Source organism: Halolamina sp. CBA1230 (assembly GCF_002025255.2).
GTDB lineage: Archaea > Halobacteriota > Halobacteria > Halobacteriales > Haloferacaceae > Halolamina.
Genome location: NZ_CP054587.1, coordinates 732,075 through 754,718 on the forward strand (window position 1 = coordinate 732,075; position 22,644 = coordinate 754,718).

20 protein-coding genes are annotated in these 22,644 nt (G+C 68.5%); 11 read left to right on the forward strand and 9 right to left on the reverse strand.

Annotated elements, in window-relative coordinates; all coding sequences use genetic code 11:
* Positions 1–45 precede the first annotated feature (45 nt).
* Positions 46–2,418 carry an ATP-dependent DNA helicase gene (locus B4589_RS03660; protein WP_079235156.1) on the reverse strand — a complete coding sequence of 791 codons (2,373 nt, stop codon included), beginning with the start codon at positions 2,416–2,418 and terminating at the stop codon, positions 46–48.
* 260 nt (positions 2,419–2,678) lie between these two features.
* Between B4589_RS03660 and B4589_RS03665 the strand changes: the two genes are divergently transcribed.
* From B4589_RS03665 to B4589_RS03675, 3 genes are all read left to right on the forward strand, one after another.
* Positions 2,679–3,251, forward strand: a complete 573-nt coding sequence (locus B4589_RS03665) for a DUF2391 domain-containing protein (RefSeq protein WP_079233000.1) — start codon at positions 2,679–2,681, stop codon at positions 3,249–3,251.
* Positions 3,252–3,348: 97 nt separating this feature from the next.
* Positions 3,349–3,963, forward strand: coding sequence for a DUF6517 family protein (locus B4589_RS03670; protein ID WP_143414259.1), 615 nt, complete (start codon positions 3,349–3,351; stop codon positions 3,961–3,963).
* Positions 3,964–4,024: 61 nt separating this feature from the next.
* The gene (locus B4589_RS03675) at positions 4,025–4,204 is read left to right on the forward strand and encodes a hypothetical protein (RefSeq protein WP_079233002.1); all 180 of its coding nucleotides are present in this window, start codon (positions 4,025–4,027) and stop codon (positions 4,202–4,204) included.
* A gap of 21 nt (positions 4,205–4,225) precedes the next feature.
* Here the strand turns inward: B4589_RS03675 and purD are convergent, their stop codons facing one another.
* Entirely contained in the window at positions 4,226–5,533 is a 1,308-nt protein-coding gene (purD, locus tag B4589_RS03680) for a phosphoribosylamine--glycine ligase (protein WP_079233003.1), read from the reverse strand.
* Positions 5,534–5,606: 73 nt separating this feature from the next.
* The gene (rocF, locus tag B4589_RS03685) at positions 5,607–6,542 is read right to left on the reverse strand and encodes an arginase (protein ID WP_079233004.1); all 936 of its coding nucleotides are present in this window, start codon (positions 6,540–6,542) and stop codon (positions 5,607–5,609) included.
* Positions 6,543–6,788: 246 nt separating this feature from the next.
* Here rocF and B4589_RS03690 point away from each other — a divergent pair, with 246 nt between their 5' ends.
* From B4589_RS03690 to B4589_RS03705, 4 genes are all read left to right on the forward strand, one after another.
* Entirely contained in the window at positions 6,789–8,153 is a 1,365-nt protein-coding gene (locus B4589_RS03690) for an amidohydrolase (RefSeq protein WP_079235157.1), read from the forward strand.
* Positions 8,154–8,330: 177 nt separating this feature from the next.
* Positions 8,331–8,729 carry a DUF5805 domain-containing protein gene (locus B4589_RS03695; protein ID WP_079233005.1) on the forward strand — a complete coding sequence of 133 codons (399 nt, stop codon included), beginning with the start codon at positions 8,331–8,333 and terminating at the stop codon, positions 8,727–8,729.
* Entirely contained in the window at positions 8,719–9,750 is a 1,032-nt protein-coding gene (locus B4589_RS03700; RefSeq protein ID WP_079233006.1) for a tyrosine-type recombinase/integrase, read from the forward strand. Before B4589_RS03695 ends, B4589_RS03700 begins: the two co-directional genes overlap by 11 nt.
* 86 nt (positions 9,751–9,836) lie before the next feature.
* Positions 9,837–11,006 (forward strand): PQQ-binding-like beta-propeller repeat protein, encoded by a 1,170-nt coding sequence (locus B4589_RS03705; protein WP_255246121.1) that lies wholly within the window; start codon positions 9,837–9,839, stop codon positions 11,004–11,006.
* 16 nt (positions 11,007–11,022) lie between these two features.
* Here the strand turns inward: B4589_RS03705 and B4589_RS03710 are convergent, their stop codons facing one another.
* From B4589_RS03710 to B4589_RS03720, 3 genes are all read right to left on the reverse strand, one after another.
* Complete coding sequence (locus B4589_RS03710) at positions 11,023–11,649, reverse strand: transcriptional regulator (RefSeq protein ID WP_079233007.1); 627 nt, start codon at positions 11,647–11,649, stop codon at positions 11,023–11,025.
* A gap of 53 nt (positions 11,650–11,702) precedes the next feature.
* Positions 11,703–12,299, reverse strand: coding sequence for a hypothetical protein (locus B4589_RS03715; RefSeq protein WP_079233008.1), 597 nt, complete (start codon positions 12,297–12,299; stop codon positions 11,703–11,705).
* Positions 12,300–12,406: 107 nt separating this feature from the next.
* Complete coding sequence (locus B4589_RS03720) at positions 12,407–12,778, reverse strand: YlbF family regulator (RefSeq protein WP_079233009.1); 372 nt, start codon at positions 12,776–12,778, stop codon at positions 12,407–12,409.
* 164 nt (positions 12,779–12,942) lie between these two features.
* Here B4589_RS03720 and B4589_RS03725 point away from each other — a divergent pair, with 164 nt between their 5' ends.
* Both B4589_RS03725 and B4589_RS03730 read left to right on the forward strand, forming a co-directional pair.
* Positions 12,943–13,956 carry a sodium:calcium antiporter gene (locus tag B4589_RS03725; protein WP_079233010.1) on the forward strand — a complete coding sequence of 338 codons (1,014 nt, stop codon included), beginning with the start codon at positions 12,943–12,945 and terminating at the stop codon, positions 13,954–13,956.
* Between the two features lie 42 nt (positions 13,957–13,998).
* Positions 13,999–15,396: a hypothetical protein gene (locus tag B4589_RS03730; protein ID WP_079233011.1), complete on the forward strand. Its 1,398-nt coding sequence runs from the start codon at positions 13,999–14,001 to the stop codon at positions 15,394–15,396.
* On the opposite strand, the gene B4589_RS03735 is transcribed toward B4589_RS03730, so the two are convergent.
* Entirely contained in the window at positions 15,393–16,037 is a 645-nt protein-coding gene (locus B4589_RS03735; RefSeq protein ID WP_079233012.1) for an alpha/beta hydrolase, read from the reverse strand. The two genes, B4589_RS03730 and B4589_RS03735, sit on opposite strands and share 4 nt — an antisense overlap.
* A 448-nt stretch (positions 16,038–16,485) precedes the next feature.
* Here B4589_RS03735 and ileS point away from each other — a divergent pair, with 448 nt between their 5' ends.
* Entirely contained in the window at positions 16,486–19,638 is a 3,153-nt protein-coding gene (ileS, locus tag B4589_RS03740) for an isoleucine--tRNA ligase (RefSeq protein WP_079233013.1), read from the forward strand.
* Positions 19,639–19,776: 138 nt separating this feature from the next.
* Here ileS and B4589_RS03745 read toward each other — a convergent pair whose 3' ends face one another.
* On the reverse strand, positions 19,777–20,997 hold the full coding sequence (locus tag B4589_RS03745; protein ID WP_079233014.1) for an FAD-dependent oxidoreductase: 1,221 nt from the start codon (positions 20,995–20,997) through the stop codon (positions 19,777–19,779).
* 81 nt (positions 20,998–21,078) lie between these two features.
* Between B4589_RS03745 and B4589_RS03750 the strand changes: the two genes are divergently transcribed.
* Entirely contained in the window at positions 21,079–21,744 is a 666-nt protein-coding gene (locus B4589_RS03750) for a 2,5-diamino-6-(ribosylamino)-4(3H)-pyrimidinone 5'-phosphate reductase (RefSeq protein ID WP_079233015.1), read from the forward strand.
* Positions 21,745–21,747: 3 nt separating this feature from the next.
* Here the strand turns inward: B4589_RS03750 and B4589_RS03755 are convergent, their stop codons facing one another.
* Positions 21,748–22,539: an inositol monophosphatase gene (locus tag B4589_RS03755; RefSeq protein WP_079233016.1), complete on the reverse strand. Its 792-nt coding sequence runs from the start codon at positions 22,537–22,539 to the stop codon at positions 21,748–21,750.
* Between the last annotated feature and the right edge of the window lie 105 nt (positions 22,540–22,644).

Below are 22,644 nucleotides of genomic sequence, written 5' to 3' on the forward strand. Positions count from 1 at the left end.
GCGTTCCCAGAACGGCATTTCTGTCCGCGGAGTGAAAGCTGCCGGTCAGCGGTGCCGGTCCCAGAACCGCTCGACACCCAGTTCCAGCATGTCCGGCGAGACGGGCTGGAACTCCTCGCGTTCGGACTCGGGGAGGTACTCCCGAACCGAGTTCCAGGACGCCCGCGCGTAGCGGGCGTCGACGAGCGCGCGGACGCCGACTTCCTCGGGGCCGCGGATCACGCGGCCGATGGCCTGTCGCGCCTTGCGAACGGCTGGCACCGTCAACGCTGTCTCGAACCCATCCCCGAACTCCCGATCGTACGCCGTCCGAACCGCTCTGGTCCGGGGCGAAGCGGTGTTGATGATCGGCACGCCGCAGACGACCGCCGCCGAGAGCCGGTCACCCTGGTAGTCGACGCCCTCGGTCAGCGTCCCGCGGATGCTCGTCACCAGCACCTTCGGGTCCCCGCGGAAGAACTCGGCTTTCAGTTCCTGCGTCACCTCGTCCGCGGAGGAGCTATCGAGCAGGATTGGCTTCTCGAGGCGGTCCTCGAGCTCGCCGGCCATCCACTCGGCCTCGCCGTAGCTGGGCATCCCGACGAGCACGTTCCCGGGCGACTGTGCGACCGTCGCGGCGGCGTCGACGTGCATCCGGCGACACTCGTTCTCCTCCCCCGGCGCCCCCCGGTTGTCGTACGTGAACTTCGGTGCGTCGACGGCGAAAGAGGCGCGGTTCTCCTCCGGAAACCCCAGCCCGTAGCTCCGGGTGACGACGGGGCGTCCCTCGCGCTCGAGGTGGTTCAGCCCCGTCACCTCCCGGAACACGTCCAGTGGTTCGAGCGTCGCGGACATCAACACGCCGCCGCCGAACTCCGCGAGGCGGTCGCCGATGGCCTCGCTGGGGACGCAGTTGTGCAGCGAGAGCTGCGCGTTGTACGCCCGGCGCCACGAGTCCGGCCGCTCGCTCTCGTCCCACGTGCGCTCGAGTTCGATCTCGCGGAAGAACGACTCGTGGTCCTCGCGGTACCACGCGTTCAACACTCGACCGACCGGCGTCACGGCGCGGGAGGCGTCCTCGTCCTCCACCTCGTTCAGGATCCGGGCGACGACGGCACCCACCACCTCGGCGCGGGCCCAGACCGCCTCGCCGAACCCCTCCCGCTCCGCCCACTCGGTGATCTCGTCGGGCTGGGGGGTCTCGGGGTCACGCAGCGGGAGTTCGGCGTCGTCGAGATCGTTCAGTTCCGCCCGCCAGCCCGGGCGTTCGCTGTCGAGGTGGGCTTTCACCCGGCGGTCGAGCTCCTCGCGGAGCGATTCGCAGAAATCTCGCAAATTCCGAAGTTCGTCCAGTTTTACGTCGCTCTCCTTGAGTTCGCCACGCACGAGGTCGGCATCCTCGTTCCCCGTGGAAGGAGTGCTGTCGTCGTCGAACTCGACGGCCTGCACGACGCGCGTCAACTCCGAGACCGCGTCCCGAAGCGTCCGATCCCCCACGCCGTCGCTCACCAGATCACGCACTCGCGGTTCGAGCATATGTGCCTCGTCACAGACAACGAACGTCGAGTCGTCGACGAGCGCGCCGGTGAACTGCCCCGACGTCGTCGGGTCGAACGCGTGGTAGTAGTTCCCGATAACGACCTCGACGTGGCCGAGGATCGCGCCCATCACCGAGTGTGGGCAGGTGCCGTGGCCGGCAGCGAGCCCCACCAGTTCCTCCGTGTCGATCAGCCCGCGGTCGGTGAAGTCGAACGGGACCGCTTCGGCGGGGTCGCCGTCCTCCGGGAGGTCGGCGAGGTACTGGGCGTAGAACGGGCAGTACTCCGTGCTCCCCGTTCCGGTGCCGTACTCCTCGGTGTCCGGGCGGTACGGTGTCGGCTCGCCGGCTGTCTCCAGGTAGTCGGCGCCGCCGCTGCCCGAGTCGGCGATGCCGACCTGCTGGCTGCGGGCCCCACTCGCCAGCGCGTCGGCGGTCGTCGGCCCGCCGTCGGCGGTGAGGTTCCGGGTACGCTCCCGGAGCCCTTCACAACGGTCGTAGACGTTCTCGTCGTCGACACCTCCGCGGTTCTCGCGAGCGTACGGGCAGACGTCGGCCTTCCCCACCAGCGTCAGTCCCGAGACGGGATCGTACTCGTCGGGGAGGTTCTCGTTGATCGTCCGGAGGTCCGCCTCGAACTGGCGCAGCTGCTGCTTGACGCTCGTGAGGACGAGCACGCGCTCGAACTCCGAGTCCGGGTCGCGCACGCGGGAGAGCCCCGCCGAGAGCGCGAGCATCGTCTTCCCGGTGCCGCAGGCGCCCTCCAGCGCGAGGAATCCGCCGCCGTCGGCGGCCGAGACGGCCGCCTCGATCCCGTCATGCTGCTCGGGGTAGGGTTCGGGGTGGCCGAACAGGTCGCGCCAACTCACTACCGGAGGGTGGGTGGCGGCCAGTTTAGGCATGTCGGACGTGGTCGCGTCTTCGCCCTTGAACCCTGGTCCGATCACTCAAGTACGATGATGGAACCACTCCCCCGCGTGACCTGAGAACGACCGCGTGGGAGACGGGGCGGGAGCGCGAGACACCCCACGCGATCCGCGGCCTCGCCTGTCAGCCAAACGCTTACCTTCGGTGCCGCCGCGTTCCGAGGCATGACGAGCAACGCCGTCGGGGCGAGTCGGGGCGTCCCGGACCGAACCGAACAGAGGGGGTGCTGAGCCGGATGGCTGCCGAGGAGATGGACGAGGAGCCGGACGTCGACGACCTGCTCGACGAACTCGAGGCGCTCGAACTGGCGGTCGCCGACGAGGATCAGGATACCCAGTCCCGAGTGCGCGAGAGCATCCGGATGGCCAGGCGTATCGACGACCCCGAGCCGGTGTTCGGCCGCGTCATCAAGGGGTTCGACCGTCACGACGCCGCCGAGGCACTGGTCGGGAGCGTGGTGTTCGGGATCCCAATGGCGATCGAGGGCGGGACGCTCGAAGCGGGGGAGTATCTCGCGACCCACCCGATCTACTTCGTGGGGACGCTACTCGCGGGCGTCGGGATCGTGGCCGGCCTGCTGTACGTGGCCGAGATCCAGGACGTCCGGGTGGTCGACCCGATCCTCGGCGTGATCCCGCGCCGTCCGCTCGGCCTGCTCACCATCGCCGCGCTGACCGCGTTCTCGATGATGACCGCGTGGGGTCGCGTCGACTGGACCGACCCCTGGGTCGCGCTCTGTCAGACGACAGTCTGTTTCGTCGGCATGTCGATCGGAGGCGCGCTCGGGGATATCCTCCCCGGGAGCTGAGGCAGCCGGTATCCACACTCTACTCACCACTGACTGCGTATCAATTCCCTTATCAAACGGCCACGAGGCTTATACGTATCTCGTGAAACGGGTTCGTATGAAGCTATCGCGTCGAGCAGTGGGAACGTTGACAGTCGCAGGGCTCGCCGGGCTGGCGGGCTGTAGCGGATCGACCAGCTTCAGCGCCGAGTACGCGACGACCGACACTGGGGATACGGGGTACGAACAGACCGGCCAGCGCGAGCCGACGATGACTCGGACGTTCGCCGGACAGGAAGTGAACGTGACCAACACGGTGACCGAGTACCGAAAGGAGGTCCAGCTCTCGCTGCTGGGCGGGAGTTCCGACGTTGGCGTGTTCGCAGCGTTCACCTCCCCGCAGGTCGAAGTGGCCGGACAGTCGTTCAACCCGATCTCGGACATGGACGCCAAAGAGATCGCCGAGCAGTTCCAGAACCGGTTCGACACGATGGACGGGCTCGGAGAGGAGAGCACTGAACAGGTCGACATACTCGGCTCCGCCCGAACGGTCACGAAGTTCTCGGCGACCGTCACCGTCGACGGGAACCAGGTACCGGTGTTTCTCCTGATCGCGAACTTCAACCACGAGTCCGACGTCGTCGTCCCGATGGGGATCTTCCCGCAGGAACGGCAGGACGAGGAGGGGCCGAACATCCGCCAACTGATGGCGAACCTAACCCACCCCGCCTGAACCGGCGATCGGGGGCTGTTCTGCGATAAGCTTTATCGGCCGTCGGGTCCCACGCTGGGGCATGGTCGAAGCGTTCGTCCGTCTACTGTGTCCGGAGTGTAACAAGGAATGGGAGTCGAACCCGACGGATCTCCCCGGAACCGACGAGAACCTCAGCTGCCCCGACTGCCACGCGACCCGCCGCCTCGCGCAGTTCATGCGCACCGACCGCGACCTCGAAGTCGTCCAGCAGTTCGAGTAACGCCGCGCCGTTCTCCCGCCGTCAGTCCCGGAGCGACGCCATGTGCTCGACTCGGGACTGTACCAGTTCTTCGGTACCGACGTCCTCGCGCACGCGAAGTCCATCACCTGCCGCATCCAGGGCGTCGGCCGCGATCGCCTCCGCCGTCGGGATGTCGTCGGCGACGCCCACGACCGCGAACGACCGCGAGGTCGTGGTGAACAGTCCGTCCTCGCGCGCGTCGACCGAGGCGTAGAACAGCAACGCGTCGCCGTCGCCCGCCTCGGCGGCCGCCTCGACGGTCGACTCGTCGACCTCGATCTCGGCACCGGAGTCAGGGTCGGTCGGGTAGCCCGCCGGTACGGCGTACTTGCAGACGGTCGCGCGGTTCTCGAAGCGCGGCTCCGGGAGCCGGTCGCCGTCCCGTGCAGCCGTGATCACGTCGAGCAGCGGCGTCTCCATCACGGGGAGCGTGTTCATCGCCTCGGGGTCGCCGAATCGGGCGTTGAACTCCACCACCTTCGGCCCCGCGGCGGTCAGCATGAACTGCCCGTACAACACGCCCGTGTACTCGGGGAGCGCGTCGACGGTCGCTTCGAGCACGTCGACGGCGTCGTGGTACTCCGCCTGTGTCATGAACGGGAGTGCCGGGCCCGCGTCGCTGTAACTCCCCATCCCGCCGGTGTTCGGCCCCTCGTCACCCTCGTAGGCGCGCTTGTGGTCCTGGACGGCGGGCGTCGGCCGGACCTCGCCGTCGTGGACGAACGCCTGGACGGTGAACTCCTCGCCGACGAGTCGCTCCTCGATCACCCACTCGTCGTGGTCGCTCCCTCGGACGTAGTCGGCCGCCTCGACGTGGCTGACCTGCTCGCCGGTGACACGGACGCCTTTGCCCCCAGTGAGACCGGTCGGTTTGACCGCCACGTCCTCCCCCACGGACTCGACGTAGTCGGCCGCCGCGTCGGCGTCGTCGAACGTCTCGAACTCGGGAGTGCCCGGGATGTCGTTTTCGGCCATGAACTCCCGCTGGTACGCTTTGTCCGTCTCGATCCGGGCCGCCTCGGCGGTCGGGCCGAACGTGAACACGCCCGCGTCGGCCAGCGTGTCGGCGACGCCCGCCGCCAGCGCCGACTCCGGACCGACCACGGCTGCGTCAGCACCGACCTCCCGAGCGTACGCGACGACGGCGTCGGTGTCCGTCTCCTCGGCCGTCTCGATCCCGGTCGCGAGCGCCGTGATCCCGGGGTTTCGGTTGCTCGCCAGCGCGTACACCTCGGCGTCGGGCGCCAGCGCGCGCACGATCGCGTGCTCGCGGCCACCCCCGCCGATCACCAGCACGGTCTCGGACATGCCCGGAGAGTATGATCACGGGAGTGTAAACGTTGCCCTACGATCGTTACGAGAAGTACACGAACGTGAACACTCAGAGGATGCGCTTGCCGAACGCGCTGGCCGCGAGTTCGACCGCGAGTTCGGCAGTCTCGTTGTGTTGATCGAGCGTGGGGTTGACTTCGACCAGCTCCATCGAGCGCATCCCGCCGTCCTCCGCGACCTGCTCCATCGCGTGGTGGGCCTCGCGGTAGTCGACGCCGCCCCGGACCGGCGTCCCGACGCCTGGCGCGATCGTCGGGTCGAGCCAGTCCAGATCCAGGCTGACGTGGTAGCCGTCGGTGCCGTCGCCGGCGACTGCGCGCGCCTTCTCGACCACGTCGTCCAGTCCGTGTTCGTCGATATCCGACATCGTGAACGCGCTGATCTCGCTGTTCCGCAGAATCTCGCGTTCCGGATCGTCGAGCGACCGGAGGCCGACGATCGCGACGTTCGCCGGCGAGAGTGACGGCGCGTTCGCCCAGTCGACGCCGACCCACTCCTTCACACCCAACAGCGCCGCCAGCGGCATCCCGTGGACGTTCCCCGACGGCGACGTCGTCGGCGTGTTCAGGTCGCCGTGGGCGTCGAACCAGATGGCGCCGATCTCGGCGTCCGCAGCCGATCCCGAGATCGTCCCGATCGCGATCGAGTGATCCCCGCCCAGCACGAGCGGCGTGTGGCCGTCCGCGAGCGACTCCTGCACCTCGTTGGACAACCGGGAGCAGACCTCCTCCGTCTCACGGAGGAAGCGAGCTTTCCCCTCGGTGGGTGTGCGGTACTCCGCGTCCCGTTCCTCCGCGCGTGGCACGAGCAGATCCCCGGCGTCCTCGCTGTCCACGTCGGCCTCGGAGAGTCCCTGGCTCAGCCCGCCGTAGCGGATGGCCGAGGGGCCCATATCCACGCCCCGCCGGTCCTGTCCGTAGTCCGTCGGCGCGCCGATGATCCGTACCGAGCGACGATCCTCCTCGACGGGTTCGTTTTCAGACATGGACGTCGGTTCGGCGCCCGAGAGGTTAGCTTCCCGGGGTTCGAGGAGACGAACGATCAAGGCAGTCGGGGAACAGGGGCCGCTCCCGAACCTGGACTGGCCCGGGTACGTTCGATATCGCGGTATACGATTTATTTGATCCGCAGCCGTCACGCGCGTCGCGGGCGAGGAGTTAAGCCCACGCCACCCCGCGCTCGGGGCGTGAAACGACGCCTGTTCGACGACGTCGACGATCTATCCGAGCGGATGGACGAGCTCGCGGTCGATCTCTGGGAACACCCGGAGCTGGGTCTCCACGAGGAGCGAGCGAGCCGGCTGCTCCGGGGGGCACTCGCCGAGGCCGGGTTCGAGATCGAGGCCGGCGTCGGCGACATGCCGACGGCTTTCGTCGCCAGCTACGAGTCAGGCGACGGGCCGTCGATCGGCGTTCTCGGGGAGTACGACGCGCTTCCGGGGCTCTCACAGGCAGTCAGCGCGGAGCGAGAGCCGATCGACGCCGGTGGGCCAGGACACGGCTGCGGGCACAACCTGTTCGGAACGGCAGGCGTCGGCGCCGCGATCGCGGTCGCCCGGGCGCTTGATCGCGGCGATGCAGCGGGGGAACTCCGGTTCTACGGCTGCCCGGCCGAGGAGACGCTGGTCGGGAAGACGTTCATGGCTCGCGACGGCGTCTTCGACGATCTCGCTGCCGCCGTCACGTGGCACCCCAGCGACCACACCGCACCCCAGCGGGGGAGTTCGCTCGCGCTCGACTCGCTGTCGTTCACCTTCGAGGGGGAGAGCGCCCACGCCGCAGCGTCGCCCGAATCCGGCCGAAGCGCGCTTGACGCCGTCCAACTGCTCAACACGGGCGTGGAGTACATGCGCGAGCACGTTCCCGAGGCAGTGCGGGTCCACTACAACGTCCAGGAGGGCGGCGACGCGCCGAACGTCGTCCCCGCGGAGGCGTCGGTCTGGTACTTCGTTCGCGCACCGACACGCGAGGGGGTCGAACGCGTGACCGCCTGGCTGCGGGAGATCGCCGACGGCGCGGCGACGATGAGTCGAACGACCGTTAGCGAACGCTACTACACGGGAGTCCACCGACTCGTCTCCAACTCGGTCGTCGCCGACACGTTCCGGGAGAACATGGCCGAAATCGGGCCGATCGAGTTCGACGAAGCGGAGCACGAACTCGCCGCCAGCCTCCAAGAGACGTTCCCGGAAGGCGCGATCGACGACCGACTGTCGGAGTTCGAACCGCCACACGACGAGGCTGCCGCCGGTACCGCACTGTACGGTGAACCGATGGACGCCTTCGACGAGGGTGATCCGGGTGGCGGCTCGACCGACGTCGGCGAAGTGAGCCAGATCACTCCCACCGCACAGTTCCGTGCGACGACCTGGGCGCTGGGGACGCCGGCGCACTCCTGGCAGGCCGTGGTGGCGAACGGCGACTTCGGCCGGACTGCACTCCCCTCCGTCGCGAAACTGCTTGCCGGGTCGACGCTGGATCTGCTGACCGACGAAGACCGACTCGCCGCCGCACGCGAGGAGTTCGAACGCGAGGTGGGCGAGTACGAGAACCCACTCCCCGCCGAGACGGAGCCGCCGTTCGAACTCACGCAGTGATCGACGTGTCCGGTACCACCGTTCGACTATCGAAAGATCGACGAATACGGGATCGAATACAGATTATCGGTGTATTCGGGACCGCCTATCGGCAGTAGTTCGGTCCCTCTCTAGAGGATTAGTGCCCTAATCCCTGTTTCCGGTACGTTGATGTGCCAGGCGAGAGAGCCTCGTTCCATGGCCGCAGACGCCGACAGCGAGACGGTCCAGGTCAAGACGCGGGTGCCCGCCCACCAGCGCGAGGCGTGGCGCGAGGCCGCCGACGAACTCGGAATGAGTCAGAGCGAGTTCGTCCGGACGATGGTGCAGGCGGGCCGGAGCGGCTTCGAGACCGACGACGACGGCGGGGAAGCGAGTACCCCCGAGGACCCCGGTTCTCCGGGCTCGAACCCCAGGGGTGACGCCCTCGAAACGCGTGTCCGCGAGACACTGACCGAGGAGGCGCCAGTCGGGTGGGACGAACTCGTCGACGCGGTGCTGGGCGACTTCGAGGACCGGCTCGATCGGATCATCCAGGAGTCGGAGGAGATCCGCTACAGCGGTCGCGATGGGGGGTACGTGCTCGATGGCGAGTAGGCGCCCCGCCGCCGAGGTCGCGGATCCGGTCGACTACTACCTCGAAGATATGGAGATGCACGGCCGAGCCGAACGGACTCGTGACGCCTACGAACGCGTGCTTCGGGGGTTCGCCGAGTTCCTCGACGGCCGGTCGACCGACCCCGGCGCCGCAGGGCATAGAGACTGTCTGGCGTGGGTCCACTCGCTGCGGGCGGATCTCTCACCCAGCACCGTCGCCACTTACGCCACGACGGTCAACCGCTTCTACGACTACATGACCCGGGTCGGCGCGTTCGACGAGAACCCCATGGCGCTGGTGATGGAGGAGATGGACGAGTCCATCGAGAAAGACCCCGAACGACGTGACGTCGACGTGGCGACGATGGGACGCTTCCTCGGTCGGATCACCCACCCGCTTCACCACGCAGTGGTGCTGACACTGCTGAAAACCGGGATGCGCGTCGGCGAACTCTGCAACCTCGACTGCCGGGATCTTCGACTCTCGAACCCAGGACTCTCGGAGTACGGTCTCGACGGACGGCCACAGCTCGACGGCCGCGGCGACGCGATATACGTCGACAGCGAGCCAGCACGCGGGGGGGAGTACAACGGGGAGGTCCGCGAGGAGTCGAACAAGCGCAAACGCTCGACGGTGGTCCCCGTCGACGACGAACTCCGGCGTGGGCTCCGCCGCTGGCTGGCGATCCGTCCCGACTCGCTCTCGCCGGCCGAACCGCTGTTCGTTTCGACCGCCGACGACTGGGGTGAACGGCTCACCGCACGGGCGATCCGGCACTACGTCCGTGAGTACGCCGAGGAGATGGGCTGGTACGAAGCCGGCGCGGGTGCCGGCGAGAACGTCACGCCCCACTACTTCCGGCACTTCTTCACCACGCACCTCCGGGACCGGACCGGCGATCGAGGTGTCGTGAAGTACCTCCGGGGCGACGTCGCTAGCGACGTCATCGACACGTACACCCACAACTGGGGGGACCAGGTACGCGAGACGTACCTCTCGAACATCTATCGGTTCGACTGACGACGGGTAGGAGTCACGTAAACTGTATAGCGCGATATCGAACGCGGTGGGAGAAGATTCAACTTCGCCCCGCCACGAGAGCGGCCGTGCCCTCCCGCAGAGCGTTCCTCGCGTCCGCGAGCGCGAGTATCGGCCTCGCCGGCTGTCTCTCCCGTGGTCTCCCGAGCGGCGAACTCGACAGCGTCGACGGCGGGTGGCGGATGGACGGTCACGATACCTCCCACTCGCGCCGCGTCGAAGCCGGGCCCAGCGACCCCACGACGGTCTGGGGGCGAGAGCTGGACGGCGTGCGGGCTGCCGGAACGCCCGCGCTCGTCGACGAACGGCTGTACGTTCCTGCGGACGCCGTAACGCCGGAGTCACGGTCGTTCAATCGGCTCTACTCGCTGGGTGCCCGGGCCGGCGAGACGTACTGGTGGGCACCGCTCCGGATCGACCTCAACGGCCCGCCAGCAGTCCTCGGCGACAGAATCCTCGTGAGCGGGAAGCGGTCGCTCGAACGCGGCCGGGTGCTCTGCTTCGGATCGCGCGTCGGCGAGGAGGAGTGGCTGTACGACGTCGACGCCCGCCTGACCGCCCCACCGACCGTCGAGGACGGCGTCGCCTACGTCCCGGACTGGAGCGGCGAGGTCCACGCGCTGTGGGTCGCCGATGGGTCGGTACTGTGGTCCCGTCGGGTCGAAGATACGGTCGACCAGGGGAACACGACGTTCACGACGCCGGCCGCAGTCGACGGCGACACCTTGTACGTCGGCTCGAACTCCGGAGCGACGGGTATCGTCGCGATGGAGACCGACGACGGCGAGGTGCAGTGGCGCGCCGAGACCAATCCCGTGACAGGCGGGCCGGTAGTGTACGACGACCTGCTGCTGATCCAGAGCTACGGGCTCGTCGTCGCGTACGGCACCGACGGCGAGCGACGCTGGGGGTTCAATCTGGTCGACAGCGGGCACCAGCCGATGGCCGTCGACGACGAGCACGTCTACGCCGCCGGCCGCGAGACGCTCTACGCGATCACCCACGACGGCGAGCGATCGTGGACCTACGAGCAGTCGGAAGGCAGGATCGGCACCCCCACGGTCGCCGGCGACAGCGTCCTCCTCCGCGGCGAGGATCGACTCACCGCGCTCTCGGCGGCGACCGGGGAGGAACAGTGGTCCAGGACTCCCGAGGGGCTGGGTGAGGTCGTCGCGACTCCGGACGCGCTGTTCGTCACCGGGGATGCCGGCCGACTACTGGCGCTGGGGGAGGAATGAGCGGTCGCAGGGGTACTCAGGCGATATCCCGGGAGGTGTCGATGTTGACGCTCTCGTCCAGCCGCAGTTTGATCGGCTCCGAGAGCGCCTTCCCGCCGCGGAACTTGGGGACGACGAGGCGGTTCTCCACTTCGGCGTTGGTGACGGTCGTCTGGAGGTCGAACACCACGTCCGCGACGTGAGCGGTCAGGTCGCGGTTGTTCGGCACGTCGACGCCGTCCATCCCGTGGAGGATCGCGACCCCGCCGGTGTTGACCATCACCGTCTGGAGCTCGTTGAGGAAGCGCCGGTAGCGACTGCGGTCGTAGCGCTCCAGCGCGTCGACGACGTCGACGATCAGCGTCGCCTCCTCGGGCAGCGTGCCGATCAGGCGGTTAGCTCTGTCCAGCGGGGCGTCGCCGCCCACGTCACGGATGGTCGGGTCGCCAGTCCGAGTGTTAGTTCGGTCGATCGCGTCACCCACGGCCTGATCGGAGCGGACGGTCGTGAGATACAGCGTCTGCCGTTCGGCCGTGAGCTCGTAGAGGAACAGCTCCGACTGGCTAGCGGGCTCGGCGGAGAGCAGGACGATCGAGCCCGCGGGGATCCCGCCCTCGATCTCCCGGTCGAGGACAGTGATGCCGGTCGGAAGCCGCTGCGCCATGGATCACGGTACACGTTTGTGCGCCAAAAGCGTTCCGTGCAGCTGTCAGCCGCTCACAACGACTCGATGTCGAGAAGTGCTGTCGCGGCCGCCTCGTACCGCTCGCGGACTCGCCGGTCGTCGAGAGGTCGGTCGGCGACGTCCGGGACGGTAGCCAGCAGCGGGCAGCCCAGCAAGTCGGCCGCGTTCGGTGGGCGGGCGGCGGTCCGGGTCAACACGGCGCCGACGACGGGCGTCCCGACCGCGCGGGCCATCGACGCCGTCTTGGCTGCGTCCCGCAACGCTGGCGCGCAGGCAGTGCTCACCAGCACGACGCCGTCGGCGATCTGTAACGGCGTCGCGGCGTCGACGCCAGCGCCGGCCGGCGTGTCGACGAGCGTGTGGCTGTCGGTCTCTCGTGTTTGGAGCCGTCCGAGCCGTCGGTCGACAGATGGGGTGTCCTCTCCCGAGACTGGGAGCACGCGACAGGCGTGCTCCGGACAGTCGTGTGGGCCATCGACGTCGATGGCGGGAACGCCCGCGAGCGCGTGCAGGTTCGGCATGTCGCGGTCGGCGTCGACGACCAGCGGGCGGTCGGGGAGCGCGGCGGCGAGGCCGAGCGCGGTCGTGGTCTTCCCCACCCCTCCCTTGCCGCCGGCGATTGCGAGCATAGGGCTCCCTGGTCCCGGCTTCCGACAAAAACTCTCGGTCGTCTGATCGAACGCCTCCGTAGTACGTTGGTGTCAGTCCTGACAGACTGCGACTCTCCGTGTCGCAGTCAGTCCTGACAACAGCCGCCGGCTTCGCCGCCGAAGTCGACGACGAGTTCCGAGGAGATCGCGTCGTTCACCGCGTCGAGGCGGGCCTGAAACGCCTCCTGGGCCTCGAGATACTCGGCCATCTCCGGCAGCGAGTGGAGTTCGTGCTGGGCCTGCCGCACGTCGTCGACCAGCTCCTGATCCGCCTCGCCGGTCTGGCGGGCAGTGGTGAGCTCGGCGCGGAGCGACTCGAACTCGGCGATGCGCTGCTGGGCCTCCTCGCTCTCCTCGACGGCCCGTTTCGCTTCCTCGAAGCGCTGGTACTCGTCGGTGGCGGCGATGCGCTCGCCGAGTTCGGCCCCGAGGTCCTCGACGGTCTTGGCGACGCTCATACGTCGGGGTTGGAGATTGGTGGGTTTAGGGCTACCGACCGCGGTTGACCGTCACCGCGGCCCGATCCACCGACCGCGGTTGATCGGTACCGCGGCCCGATCGATCAACCGGACGACGACGCTCGCCCGGAGCCGTTTTGGGTCGCCCGTTTGAACCCCCGCCCATGTCGGTACTGCTGGCGACCGTCGTTACCCTCGTGGCGACGGGGGTCGTCTGGAAGGGGTCGGAGATGCTGGAGGAGGCCAGCCACCGCCTCTCGGGGCACTACGGGCTGCCGCCGGTGATCCAGGGGTCGGTGGTCGCCGCGGTGGGGTCGAGCTTCCCCGAGCTCTCGATCGCCGTGCTGTCGGTCGTGCTCCACGAGTCGTTCGATCTGGGTGTCGGCGCCGTCGTCGGCTCCGCAGTGTTCAACATTCTCGTCATCCCCGGCGCGGCCGCGCTACTGTCCGACGAGGAACTGAACGCCAGCCGCGACGTGGTGTACAAGGAGGCGCTGTTCTACATGCTCTCCGTCGCCGCGCTGCTGCTCGTGTTCTCGCTCGGGGTGATCTACTACCCCGCCGGGGGCGATCGGCTGGCGGCGAACGTCCCCCCGTGGCTCGGGATGGTGCTCATCGGGCTCTACGGGCTCTACGTGTTCATCCAGTACGCGGACACGGTGGAGTACGTGCCCGAAACGCCCGCCGAGTCGATCGACGTGGCCAAGCAGTGGGGGACGCTCCTGCTCAGCCTCGCACTCGTGCTCGTCTCCGTCGAGGGGTTCGTCTACGGTGCGGACGTGTTCGCCGCCACGCTGGGCGTCCCGGAGGCGGTCTGGGGGCTGACCGTCGTCGCCGCCGCGACGTCGCTGCCGGACACGCTGGTCTCGGTTCGTGCGGCTCGCGAGGGCCGGGGCGTGACCAGCCTCGGGAACGTGCTCGGCAGCAACGTGTTCGACCTGCTGGTCGCCGTGCCCGCGGGGATCGTGCTCGCCGGCGGCGCCGTGGTGAACTACGGCGTCGCGGTGCCGATGATGACGTTCCTCGTCGTCGCGACAGTCGGGCTGTTCACCGCGCTCCGGACGGATCTCCAGCTCAGCGACCGCGAGGCGTCGCTGCTGCTCGTCGCCTACGCGGTGTTCCTCTGCTGGATGCTGCTCGAAACCGTCGACGCGGTCAGCTTCGTCCCCGGACTCTGATCGGCGGTGCGTTTTTTGGCGTCGTCGTCCCAGTGTCGAGCGATGCAGCCGGTCCCCGCCCACGCGTTCGCGAGCGAGTTCCGCGCTCTCCCCGCCGGCGACCGAGTCGGGTTCGTCGCCGACCTCTGGGCCGCCCGCGGGTGGGAGACCAGTGTCGAGGACGACGTCGTCGTCGCCGAACGGGACGACGAGCGACGGCGGATCCGCGTCACCGATCCCGGGCGATTCGGTACACCAGACCTAAGCGGCGTCGACACGCTCGTCGCCGCACGCGACCGCGACGCCGTGCAGTCGGCCGCGGCGGAGGCAGGGGTCAGGTACGTCCCGCCCGAAAAGCTCCGGGATCTGCTGCTGTACGGGGTCGAACGCGACGCCGCGGCCGCGCTGTACGAGGAGTGGTTCGACCAGCCGCTGGAGCGGACGGTCGTCGACGAGGCCGACGAGGAGACCGCGCTCGACACAGTGCGGGGGCGGATCCCCGCGGTGGTCGGGCAGCAACGGGCGCTCGTCGGCCTCCTGCTCGTCGCACTGGTCGGCGTCGCCCTCGCCGGCCCGACGGTGCCGGGTATCGGGGGTCCGGACCGGGAACCGATCACGGTCGGCGACGTGACCCCGGCCGAGGAGAGCGGGGGCGCCATCGGCGCCAGAAGTCCGACGCCGACCGACGGGCCCGAACTGCTTCCGGGAGTCACGCGGGCGGGGGTCGTCGATCCGGCCGCGCTCGTGAGCGCGCACAAGGCAGCCGTGCGGAACCGCTCCCGCGTGCGATCCGTCGTGATCACCGGTCCCCCGAACGCGTCGGTCACGGCCGGCGCAGTCCGGCAGAACCTGACCACCCGGATCGTGAACGCGAGCCACTACCGCCACCGGACGGTGTCCCAGCTCTCGAAAGACGCCGAGAACGGGTCGATGGCTCGACTCGGCGTGTACGCCGACGGCGAGGCAGTGTTTCAGCGAACCGTATTCAACGAGACGCGGTACGCGCGGTTCCCGCCGTCGCAGCGGCCGGGGACGCTGTACGACGACCTGACCTCGTACCTCTACCGCTACGTCGTCAGCGACGACTCAACGGTGCACTGTGTGGGCGAGAACGCGTCCGGCTGCCGGACCTACCGTATCGCGGTCGACGGCGACCCGCCGACCGTTCTCCAGGGCGACATCGCGGACTACGAAGCGGTGGCGAACGTCTCCGACCGGGGCGTGATCAGGCGCATCCGCGCGAGCTACACGCTGCCGGACCGGGACGACGACGGCGAGCGCGAGCCGGTTCGGTTCGCGCTCGACTACCGGTTCGAGACAGTCGAGCTATCGCCGCCGGCGTGGCTGCCCGAGGCGCGTAACGAAACGGCACCGGTGACGACGCCGACACCGGCGAACGCGAGTGAGAACGGGACTGCGACTTCGAGGGCGACTTCGACGGCGACCGAGACGCCGAGTTAGTCGTGCTGCTCGACGAACTCCTGCACCGCGTCGAGTTCGTCCGGGCCGATCCCGTGGCCGCCCTCGAACGTGCCGAACGTCACGTCAGCGCCGGCCTCGCGCATCCCCTCGGCGGCGGCCTCCGAGCGACTGGCGGGGATGATCTGGTCGGCCGCGCCGGCGGCGACGAACACGGGTTTGTCCTCGATCCCGTCCGGTGATCGGTCGGCGTGGGACTCGGCGAGGTAGCCGTGGTGGGCGGCGACCCACGCGAACGTGTCGGGCCCTTCGAGCACGAGCGAGAGGCTGGTGATCGCGCCCTGACTGAACCCCAGCAGGCCGAGGCTGTCGGCATCGAGGTCGTACGCGTCGACGGCGGCGTCGACCGACTCCGCGACCATGTCGAGGCTGCGGCGGAACCCCTCGGGGTCGGGCTGACTCGACTCGAGGCCGCCGTCGGAGAGGTCGAGGTCGTACCAGGTGTAGCCGCCGCGCAGGCGGTCCGGCGCGCGGAAGCTGACGACGTGACGGTCGCCGGGCAGGCGGTCCGCGACGGGGAGGAGGTCCTGTTCGTCGGCGCCGCGGCCGTGGAGGACGAAGACGGCGTGTCCGGTGTCGCTGTCGGGTTCGCGGTGAATGTGTTCGAGTGGGATGTCGCTCATTGCGAGTGGGTTGACGGGGCACGGGTTTGAAGCTCTCCTTCGTGGCACGGGTTCTGGATTTTCGAGATTTGGGACGTAGCGAATGGTTTAGCTGCAGAAGTAGCTGGGTACACCGTGAAAGCCCCTGGCCGCTGGGCTCGGGGGACTCGCTGCGGTCCTCGCTCCGCTGCGGTCCTTGCGTCGTCCGCCGTCGCCCAGCGGTCAGCCCCTTTCAGTCCCGCCCGTACGGCCCTCGAACCTCCCCAACCGACTCCCTCCCTCGCTGCGCTCGGTCAGTCGTCCCTCGCGCTCGGCTCGCGCACGGAGGCGCGAGCGCTTCGCGCCACTGCACTGGCGGTTCACATCCCTTCGCCACGGATAGTCAGAGAGAAATTTGGTAACGAAACCCATCCAACAGCACGACTGCCGGACCACCGGGTTGATAAGCGACCCAATACAGCCAACCAGTATGGACGAGGAGGTCCCGGACCAGTACGATCCGCAGGCGGTGGAGGACACCGTCTCGGCGTACTGGGACGACCACGACGCCTACGAACGGACCAAGGAGGCACACGCCGACGACCCGCCTTTCTTCTTCGTCGACGGCCCGCCGTACACCTCCGGGCAGATGCATCTCGGCACCGCGTGGAACAAGACCCTCAAGGACGCCGTCATCCGGCGCAAACGGATGGAGGGCCACCACGTCACCGACCGGCCGGGGTACGACATGCACGGCCTGCCCATCGAGACGAAAGTCGAGCAGGAGCTCGGCTTCGACTCCAAGCAGGACATCGAGGAGTACGGGATGGAGAAGTTCATCGAGGAGTGCAAGCAGTTCGCCGTCGAGAACCGCGAGAACATGGACGAGGATTTCCAGTCCATCGGCGTCTGGATGGACTGGGACGACCCCTACCAGACTATCTCCCCCGAATACATGGAGTCGGCGTGGTGGGCGTTCTCGCGAGCCCACGACAACGACCTCGTCGAGCAGGGGAAGCGCTCGATTACGCAGTGTCCGCGGTGTGAGACCGCGATCGCGAAGAACGAGGTCGAGTACCACCAGGTCGAGGACCCCTCGATCTACGTCCAGTTCCCGCTTTCCGACCGCGAGGGCAGCCTCGTCGCCTGGACCACCACCCCGTGGACCGTCCCCGCGAACACGTTCGTCGCCGTCGACAAGGACGTCGAGTACGCGAAGGTGCGCGCCGAGCGCGCCGGCGACGAGGACGTGCTCTACGTCGCGACCGACTGCGTCGACGAGGTGATGGAGAAGGGCGGCTTCGACGAGTACGAAATCGAGGAGACGCTCACGGGCGAGGAACTGATCGGCTGGCAGTACGACCACCCGCTGGCCGAGGAGGTGCCCGACCACCCCTCCTTCGTCGGCGCCGGCGAGGTGTACCACGCAGACTACGTCGAGACCGACCGCACCGGGCTGGTCCACTCCGCGCCCGGCCACGGGCAGGAGGACTTCGAGCGCGGCGAGGAGCTCGGGCTGGACATCTTCTGTCCGGTCGGCAGCGACGGCGTGTACGACGAGCGCGCCGGCGAGTACGCCGGCCAGTTCGTCCGCGACGCCAACGACGACATCGTCGACGACCTCCGCGAGAACGGCTACCTGCTCGCCCACGAGACGTACACCCACGACTACGGGCAGTGCTGGCGGTGTGACACGGACATCATCTTCCTCGCGACCGAGCAGTGGTTCATCACCGTCACCGACGTGAAGGAGGATCTCCTCGAGAACATGGAGGACAGTGAGTGGCATCCGCCGGAGGCGCGGGAGAACCGCTTCCGGAACTTCATCGAGGACTCGCCGGACTGGAACGTCTCCCGCCAGCGCTACTGGGGCATCCCGATCCCGATCTGGACGCCCGAGGGCAGCAGCGCGGGGGAGACCACCGAGGAGGACTGGATCGTCGTCGGGACGCGCGAGGAGTTGGCCGAACGCGCGGACCAGAACGTGGACGTCGACGAACTCGACCTCCACCGGCCGACCGTCGACGACCTCACGATCACCGAGGACGGCACCACCTACACCCGCGTGCCGGACGTGTTCGACGTGTGGCTGGACTCCTCGGTGGCGACGTGGGGGACGCTCGACTACCCCAGCGAAGACGAGAACTTCGACGAACTCTGGCCCGCCGACGTGATCGTCGAGGCCCACGACCAGACCCGCGGCTGGTTCTGGTCGCAGTTGGGCATGGGCACCGCCGCGGTCGATCAGGTCCCCTACGACGAGGTCGTGATGCACGGGTTCGCGCTGGACAGCGACGGCCGGAAGATGTCCAAGAGCCTCGGCAACATCGTCACGCCCCACGAGGCGATCGAGGAGGTCGGGCGCGACCCGCTCCGGGCGTACCTGCTGCAGCACGACCAGCACGGCGCCGACCTGCGCTTCGAGTGGGATGGGCTCGACGAGACCCAGTCGACGCTCAACATCCTCTGGAACGTGTTCCGGTTCCCGCTGCCGTACATGGAGCTGGACGACTACGATCCCGGTGAGGCAGACCTCGAAGACGGCGAACTGAGCGTCGTCGACGAGTGGGTGCTCTCCCGGCTCCAGACCGTCGAGCAGGAGACCGAGGAGGCGTGGGAGGAGTACGCCGTCCACGACGCGCTCAACGCGCTGCTCGACTTCGTGACCGAGGACGTGAGCCGGTTCTACGTGAAGGCGATCCGCGAACGCATGTGGGAGGAGAGCGACTCGGCGAGCAAACGCGGCGCGTACGCGACGCTCTCGACCGTGCTGAACGAGGTGGTCCGCCTGCTCGCGCCGTTCACGCCCTACCTCGCCGACCGCATGTACCAGACGCTCGACGGCGAGGCCGACACGGTGCACATGCTCGAAGCACCGACGCCGGACGAGGAGTGGCACGACCCCGAACTGGAGCAGAACATGTCTGTCCTTCGCGATGTCGAGGAGGCCGCCGCGAACGCCCGCCAGCAGGGTGGCCGGAAGCTCCGCTGGCCCGTCCAGGAGGTCGTCGTCGAGACCGATGACGACGACGTGGCCGCGGCGATGCGCGACCTCGAGGAGCTGTTCCTCGATCGCGTGAACGCCCAGGAACTCACCGTCACCGACCACTACGAGGAGCTGGTCGAGATCGCGGACCCGCAGATGAGCGTGATCGGACCAGCGTTCGGCGGCGACGCACAGGACGTGATGGCCGCCGTCCGCGGCGAACGGCGTGAGGCAGTCGAGGACGGCGTCGAGGTGAACGGCGAGACGGTCGACCTGACCGACGAGATGGTCGAGTACGAACCCAAGCCGCCCGAGCACGTCTCCGACGCCGAGTTCGACCAAGGGACAGTGTTCGTCGACACCGAACTCACCGAGGAGATCGAGCGCGAGGGGTACGCTCGCGACCTGATCCGGCGCGTCCAGGAGAGCCGCAAGCGCCTCGAACTCGATGTGGAAGAGGAGATCCGCGTCGGGGTCGACACCGAGGACGAGCGCGTGGCGGGCTTCTTCGAGGACCGCCGCGACCTGGTTGCCGACGAGGTCCGCGCCGCCGAGTTCGTCGACGTGAGCGAGATCGACGAGGACCGCGGCCTCGTCGAGGAGTGGGAGATCGAGGGTGTCGCGGTCACGATCGGCGTCGAACCGGTCGACGACTGAGCGACCCACGACCGCTGTCCACCGAGCCTTTTTGTCCGATGACGGGACCACCCCGTCGCGTGATCTGAGAACTGCGGCGCGACGAACACGGGCGTCGTCCGGAGCCCGTCGCGCCGACCCACACTCTCCGGCTGTTCGCTATCTCCCGATCACGTCGGCGTCTGCGGGGCCGATAGCGCCGAACTCCCGGACAAGCTCGTCGAGCCGTTCGGGGTCGTCCGCGCCCGGCAGTGACTCCTCGGCCGTCCGACACGGCTCGTCGACGCCCAGGTTCCCGCAAACGTGGTCAGCCACGGCTTCGGCCATGAGCCGGTAGGTGGTGAGCTTCCCGCCGACAACGCTCACCAACCCGGGCGCGGCGTCGTGGGCGACGACGGCGAAGTCGCGGGAGATCCCGCGTCCGCCGCGGCCGATCTCGTCGGGTTCGTAGAGCGGGCGGAGCCCCCAGTACGTCCGCTCGACCGCCGCGTCGGGGAGATCGGGGAGTATCGCGCCACACTCCTCGATCGTGCGCTGGACCTCCCAGTCCTCCCGCTCGAACGCGTCGGGGTCGTCGACGGCGACGCTGGTGGTCCCCAGCACCGCCTGTTCGCCGTGGGGGACGACGATGTCGCCGTCGGCGGGCTCGCGGCAGCGGTTCAGCACGGGGCCGATATCCGGGTAGTCGACAGCGACCATCACACCCCGAGTCGGTCGCATGCCCAACTCCGCGCCGGCCATCGCGGCGACTTCGCCGGCCCAGGGGCCAGCAGCGTTGACCACTGCGTCCGCCGTGACGCTCGGACCGTCGTCGACGTGGACGGCGATCCGCTCCGGATCGCCATCCCCGACAGCGTCGATGTCGGTGACAGGCGCGTTCGTCCGGATTTCGGCGCCGTGATCGCGTGCGCTCGCGGCAGTGGCGGCCACGAGCCGCGAGGGGTAGACGACGCCGTCGGGCACGACGAACCCCTCCGCGAGGTTCTCGGAGATCCCGGGAACACGCTCCCGGATCTCGTCGGGATCGAGCCGTGTCGGTTCCATCCCGACCTCCCGACAGGCATCGAGTTTTCGCTCGAAGTAGTCGGGGTCGTCGTCCGCGAGCCGGACGAACAGCCCGCCGGCGTCGGCGATACAGCCAGGGGCAATCTCCCGGAGGGTGCGGTTCTCCCGCAGGCAGTCGACTGCCCCCTCCGGATCCGAATCGGCGTACCGCGCCCCGCTGTGGAGCACGCCGTGTGAGCGCCCCGATGTGCCGGCGTTGAGCCCCATCCCGCGTTCGAGCAGCGCCACGCCGACGCCGCGGGTCGCGAGGTCGCGGGCGACGCCGACCCCGGTGGCCCCGCCACCGATCACGGCGACCTCGGTCTCGTCGGTCATTGATGGTAGTCGGACGTGCCGGAACTTGAGCGTTCCCGCTCGGACCGAAAGAGTCGACCCGCCGGCGCGCCGACGGGGCGTATGCACGTCCACGTGAACGCCGCCGGAAGCGTCGACGGGAAGCTCTCGACCCGCGAGCGCGAGCAGGTGGCGATCTCCGGCCCGGCGGACTTCGACCGCATGGACCGACTTCGGGCGGAGTCCGACGGCGTGCTCGTCGGCGTGGGAACCGTGCTGGCCGACGACCCGGGGTTGACCGTCAAGGACGCCGAACGACGCGAACGGCGCGAACGCGACGGGGAGCCACCCAACCCTGCCCGCGTCGTCGCCGACTCCCGAGCACGGACGCCGCCAGATGCGGAGATCCTGGACGATGCGGCCGCGACGTACGTACTCGTGAGCGACGACGCCGACGACGGTGACGTGGCAGCGCTCTCGGCGTCTGGCGCGACCGTGGTAACGGCGGGGTCGGGGCGAGTCGATCTCGCGGCGGCGCTCGACCGACTGACGGAACACGGCGTCGAGCGCCTGCTGGTAGAGGGCGGCGGCGAACTCATCTTCTCGCTGTTCGAGGCGGGTCTGGTCGACCGACTGACCGTCTACGTCGGCTCGGTCGTGATCGGCGGCCGGGAGGCGCCGACGCTAGCCGACGGCGAGGGGTTCACCGATCCCGACTCGTTCCCAGCGTTGTCGCTGACGGACGTGGAACGGCTCGATGACGGCGTCGTACTGAGTTACGACGCCTGAGGATCAGTCGAAGGCGGCGACGAGTTCGTCGTGGGCCTCGCCGTTCGAGGCGATGATGCCCGGGGCGCCGGGTGTCCAGCGGTTGCCGTCGAGGTCAGTGACGGTCCCGCCCGCCTCGCGGATCATGTGGACGCCGCCGACGGTGTCCCACGGCGAGAGCTGGATAGCCGAGACGGCGGCGTCGAGCTCGCCCGCGGCAACCGAGGAGAGCGCGAACTGCGAGCTCCCGAACCGACGGCTGTCGCCGAACTGTTCGGCGATGGTCCCGACGTACTCGCTCAGTTTCCGGCGCTCGTAGTCGGAGAGACCGAAGATCGGGTTGATCGTGAACGTCCCCGGGTCGGTCCGGTCGCTCACGCTGCAGGGCTCCCCGTTCCGCATCGCGCCGTCGTCGGCAGCGGCGAAGCTGTCCCCCAGCGCTGGGAACTCGTTGACCGCGGCGACGGCCTCCCCGTCCTCGACGGCCGCGACCGCACAGCCCCAGATCCGGTTGCCGGCGACGAAGTTGTTGGTGCCGTCGATCGGATCGACGACCCACGCCGCGCCGCTCTCGGGGAGCACCGTCCGGGTCTCGACGTCCGGCAGCTCCTCCTCGCCGACGATGACCGCCTCGGGGTCGTCGTCACGGAGGAGTTGGGTGACGTGGCGCTGGACCTCGCGATCGAACTCCGTCACCGAGTCGAGTTCGTTCTCCTTCGTCTCGACCGTGAGCGGGCCGCGGAACCCCCCGTGTGCGACCTCGCCGCCGGATCTTGCGGCCTCGCGGGCGAGAGTCAAGCGTGTGGTGGCGTCCATACTCCCCGTGTCTCACCCAGACGCAAGGATGGTTCGGTCCGACTCAGACGTCGATCCAGGCCCCCGGACGAACGCTTATTAGCCATCGCGGCCCAACTCGGGACG

What these genes read in the sequence shown, in the direction of transcription:
- B4589_RS03670 (WP_143414259.1), top strand. Translation starts at nt 3,349, where the DNA reads ATGAAGCTATCGCGTCGAGCAGTGGGAACGTTGACAGTCGCAGGGCTC.
- purD (WP_079233003.1), bottom strand. Translation starts at nt 5,533, where the DNA reads ATGTCCGAGACCGTGCTGGTGATCGGCGGGGGTGGCCGCGAGCACGCG.
- ileS (WP_079233013.1), top strand. Translation starts at nt 16,486, where the DNA reads ATGGACGAGGAGGTCCCGGACCAGTACGATCCGCAGGCGGTGGAGGAC.
- B4589_RS03710 (WP_079233007.1), bottom strand. Translation starts at nt 11,649, where the DNA reads ATGGCGCAGCGGCTTCCGACCGGCATCACTGTCCTCGACCGGGAGATC.
- B4589_RS03730 (WP_079233011.1), top strand. Translation starts at nt 13,999, where the DNA reads ATGCAGCCGGTCCCCGCCCACGCGTTCGCGAGCGAGTTCCGCGCTCTC.
- B4589_RS03725 (WP_079233010.1), top strand. Translation starts at nt 12,943, where the DNA reads ATGTCGGTACTGCTGGCGACCGTCGTTACCCTCGTGGCGACGGGGGTC.
- B4589_RS03720 (WP_079233009.1), bottom strand. Translation starts at nt 12,778, where the DNA reads ATGAGCGTCGCCAAGACCGTCGAGGACCTCGGGGCCGAACTCGGCGAG.
- B4589_RS03675 (WP_079233002.1), top strand. Translation starts at nt 4,025, where the DNA reads ATGGTCGAAGCGTTCGTCCGTCTACTGTGTCCGGAGTGTAACAAGGAA.
- B4589_RS03660 (WP_079235156.1), bottom strand. Translation starts at nt 2,418, where the DNA reads ATGCCTAAACTGGCCGCCACCCACCCTCCGGTAGTGAGTTGGCGCGAC.
- B4589_RS03700 (WP_079233006.1), top strand. Translation starts at nt 8,719, where the DNA reads ATGGCGAGTAGGCGCCCCGCCGCCGAGGTCGCGGATCCGGTCGACTAC.
- B4589_RS03695 (WP_079233005.1), top strand. Translation starts at nt 8,331, where the DNA reads ATGGCCGCAGACGCCGACAGCGAGACGGTCCAGGTCAAGACGCGGGTG.
- B4589_RS03690 (WP_079235157.1), top strand. Translation starts at nt 6,789, where the DNA reads ATGGACGAGCTCGCGGTCGATCTCTGGGAACACCCGGAGCTGGGTCTC.
- B4589_RS03745 (WP_079233014.1), bottom strand. Translation starts at nt 20,997, where the DNA reads ATGACCGACGAGACCGAGGTCGCCGTGATCGGTGGCGGGGCCACCGGG.
- B4589_RS03665 (WP_079233000.1), top strand. Translation starts at nt 2,679, where the DNA reads ATGGCTGCCGAGGAGATGGACGAGGAGCCGGACGTCGACGACCTGCTC.
- B4589_RS03750 (WP_079233015.1), top strand. Translation starts at nt 21,079, where the DNA reads ATGCACGTCCACGTGAACGCCGCCGGAAGCGTCGACGGGAAGCTCTCG.
- B4589_RS03735 (WP_079233012.1), bottom strand. Translation starts at nt 16,037, where the DNA reads ATGAGCGACATCCCACTCGAACACATTCACCGCGAACCCGACAGCGAC.
- B4589_RS03755 (WP_079233016.1), bottom strand. Translation starts at nt 22,539, where the DNA reads ATGGACGCCACCACACGCTTGACTCTCGCCCGCGAGGCCGCAAGATCC.
- B4589_RS03715 (WP_079233008.1), bottom strand. Translation starts at nt 12,299, where the DNA reads ATGCTCGCAATCGCCGGCGGCAAGGGAGGGGTGGGGAAGACCACGACC.
- rocF (WP_079233004.1), bottom strand. Translation starts at nt 6,542, where the DNA reads ATGTCTGAAAACGAACCCGTCGAGGAGGATCGTCGCTCGGTACGGATC.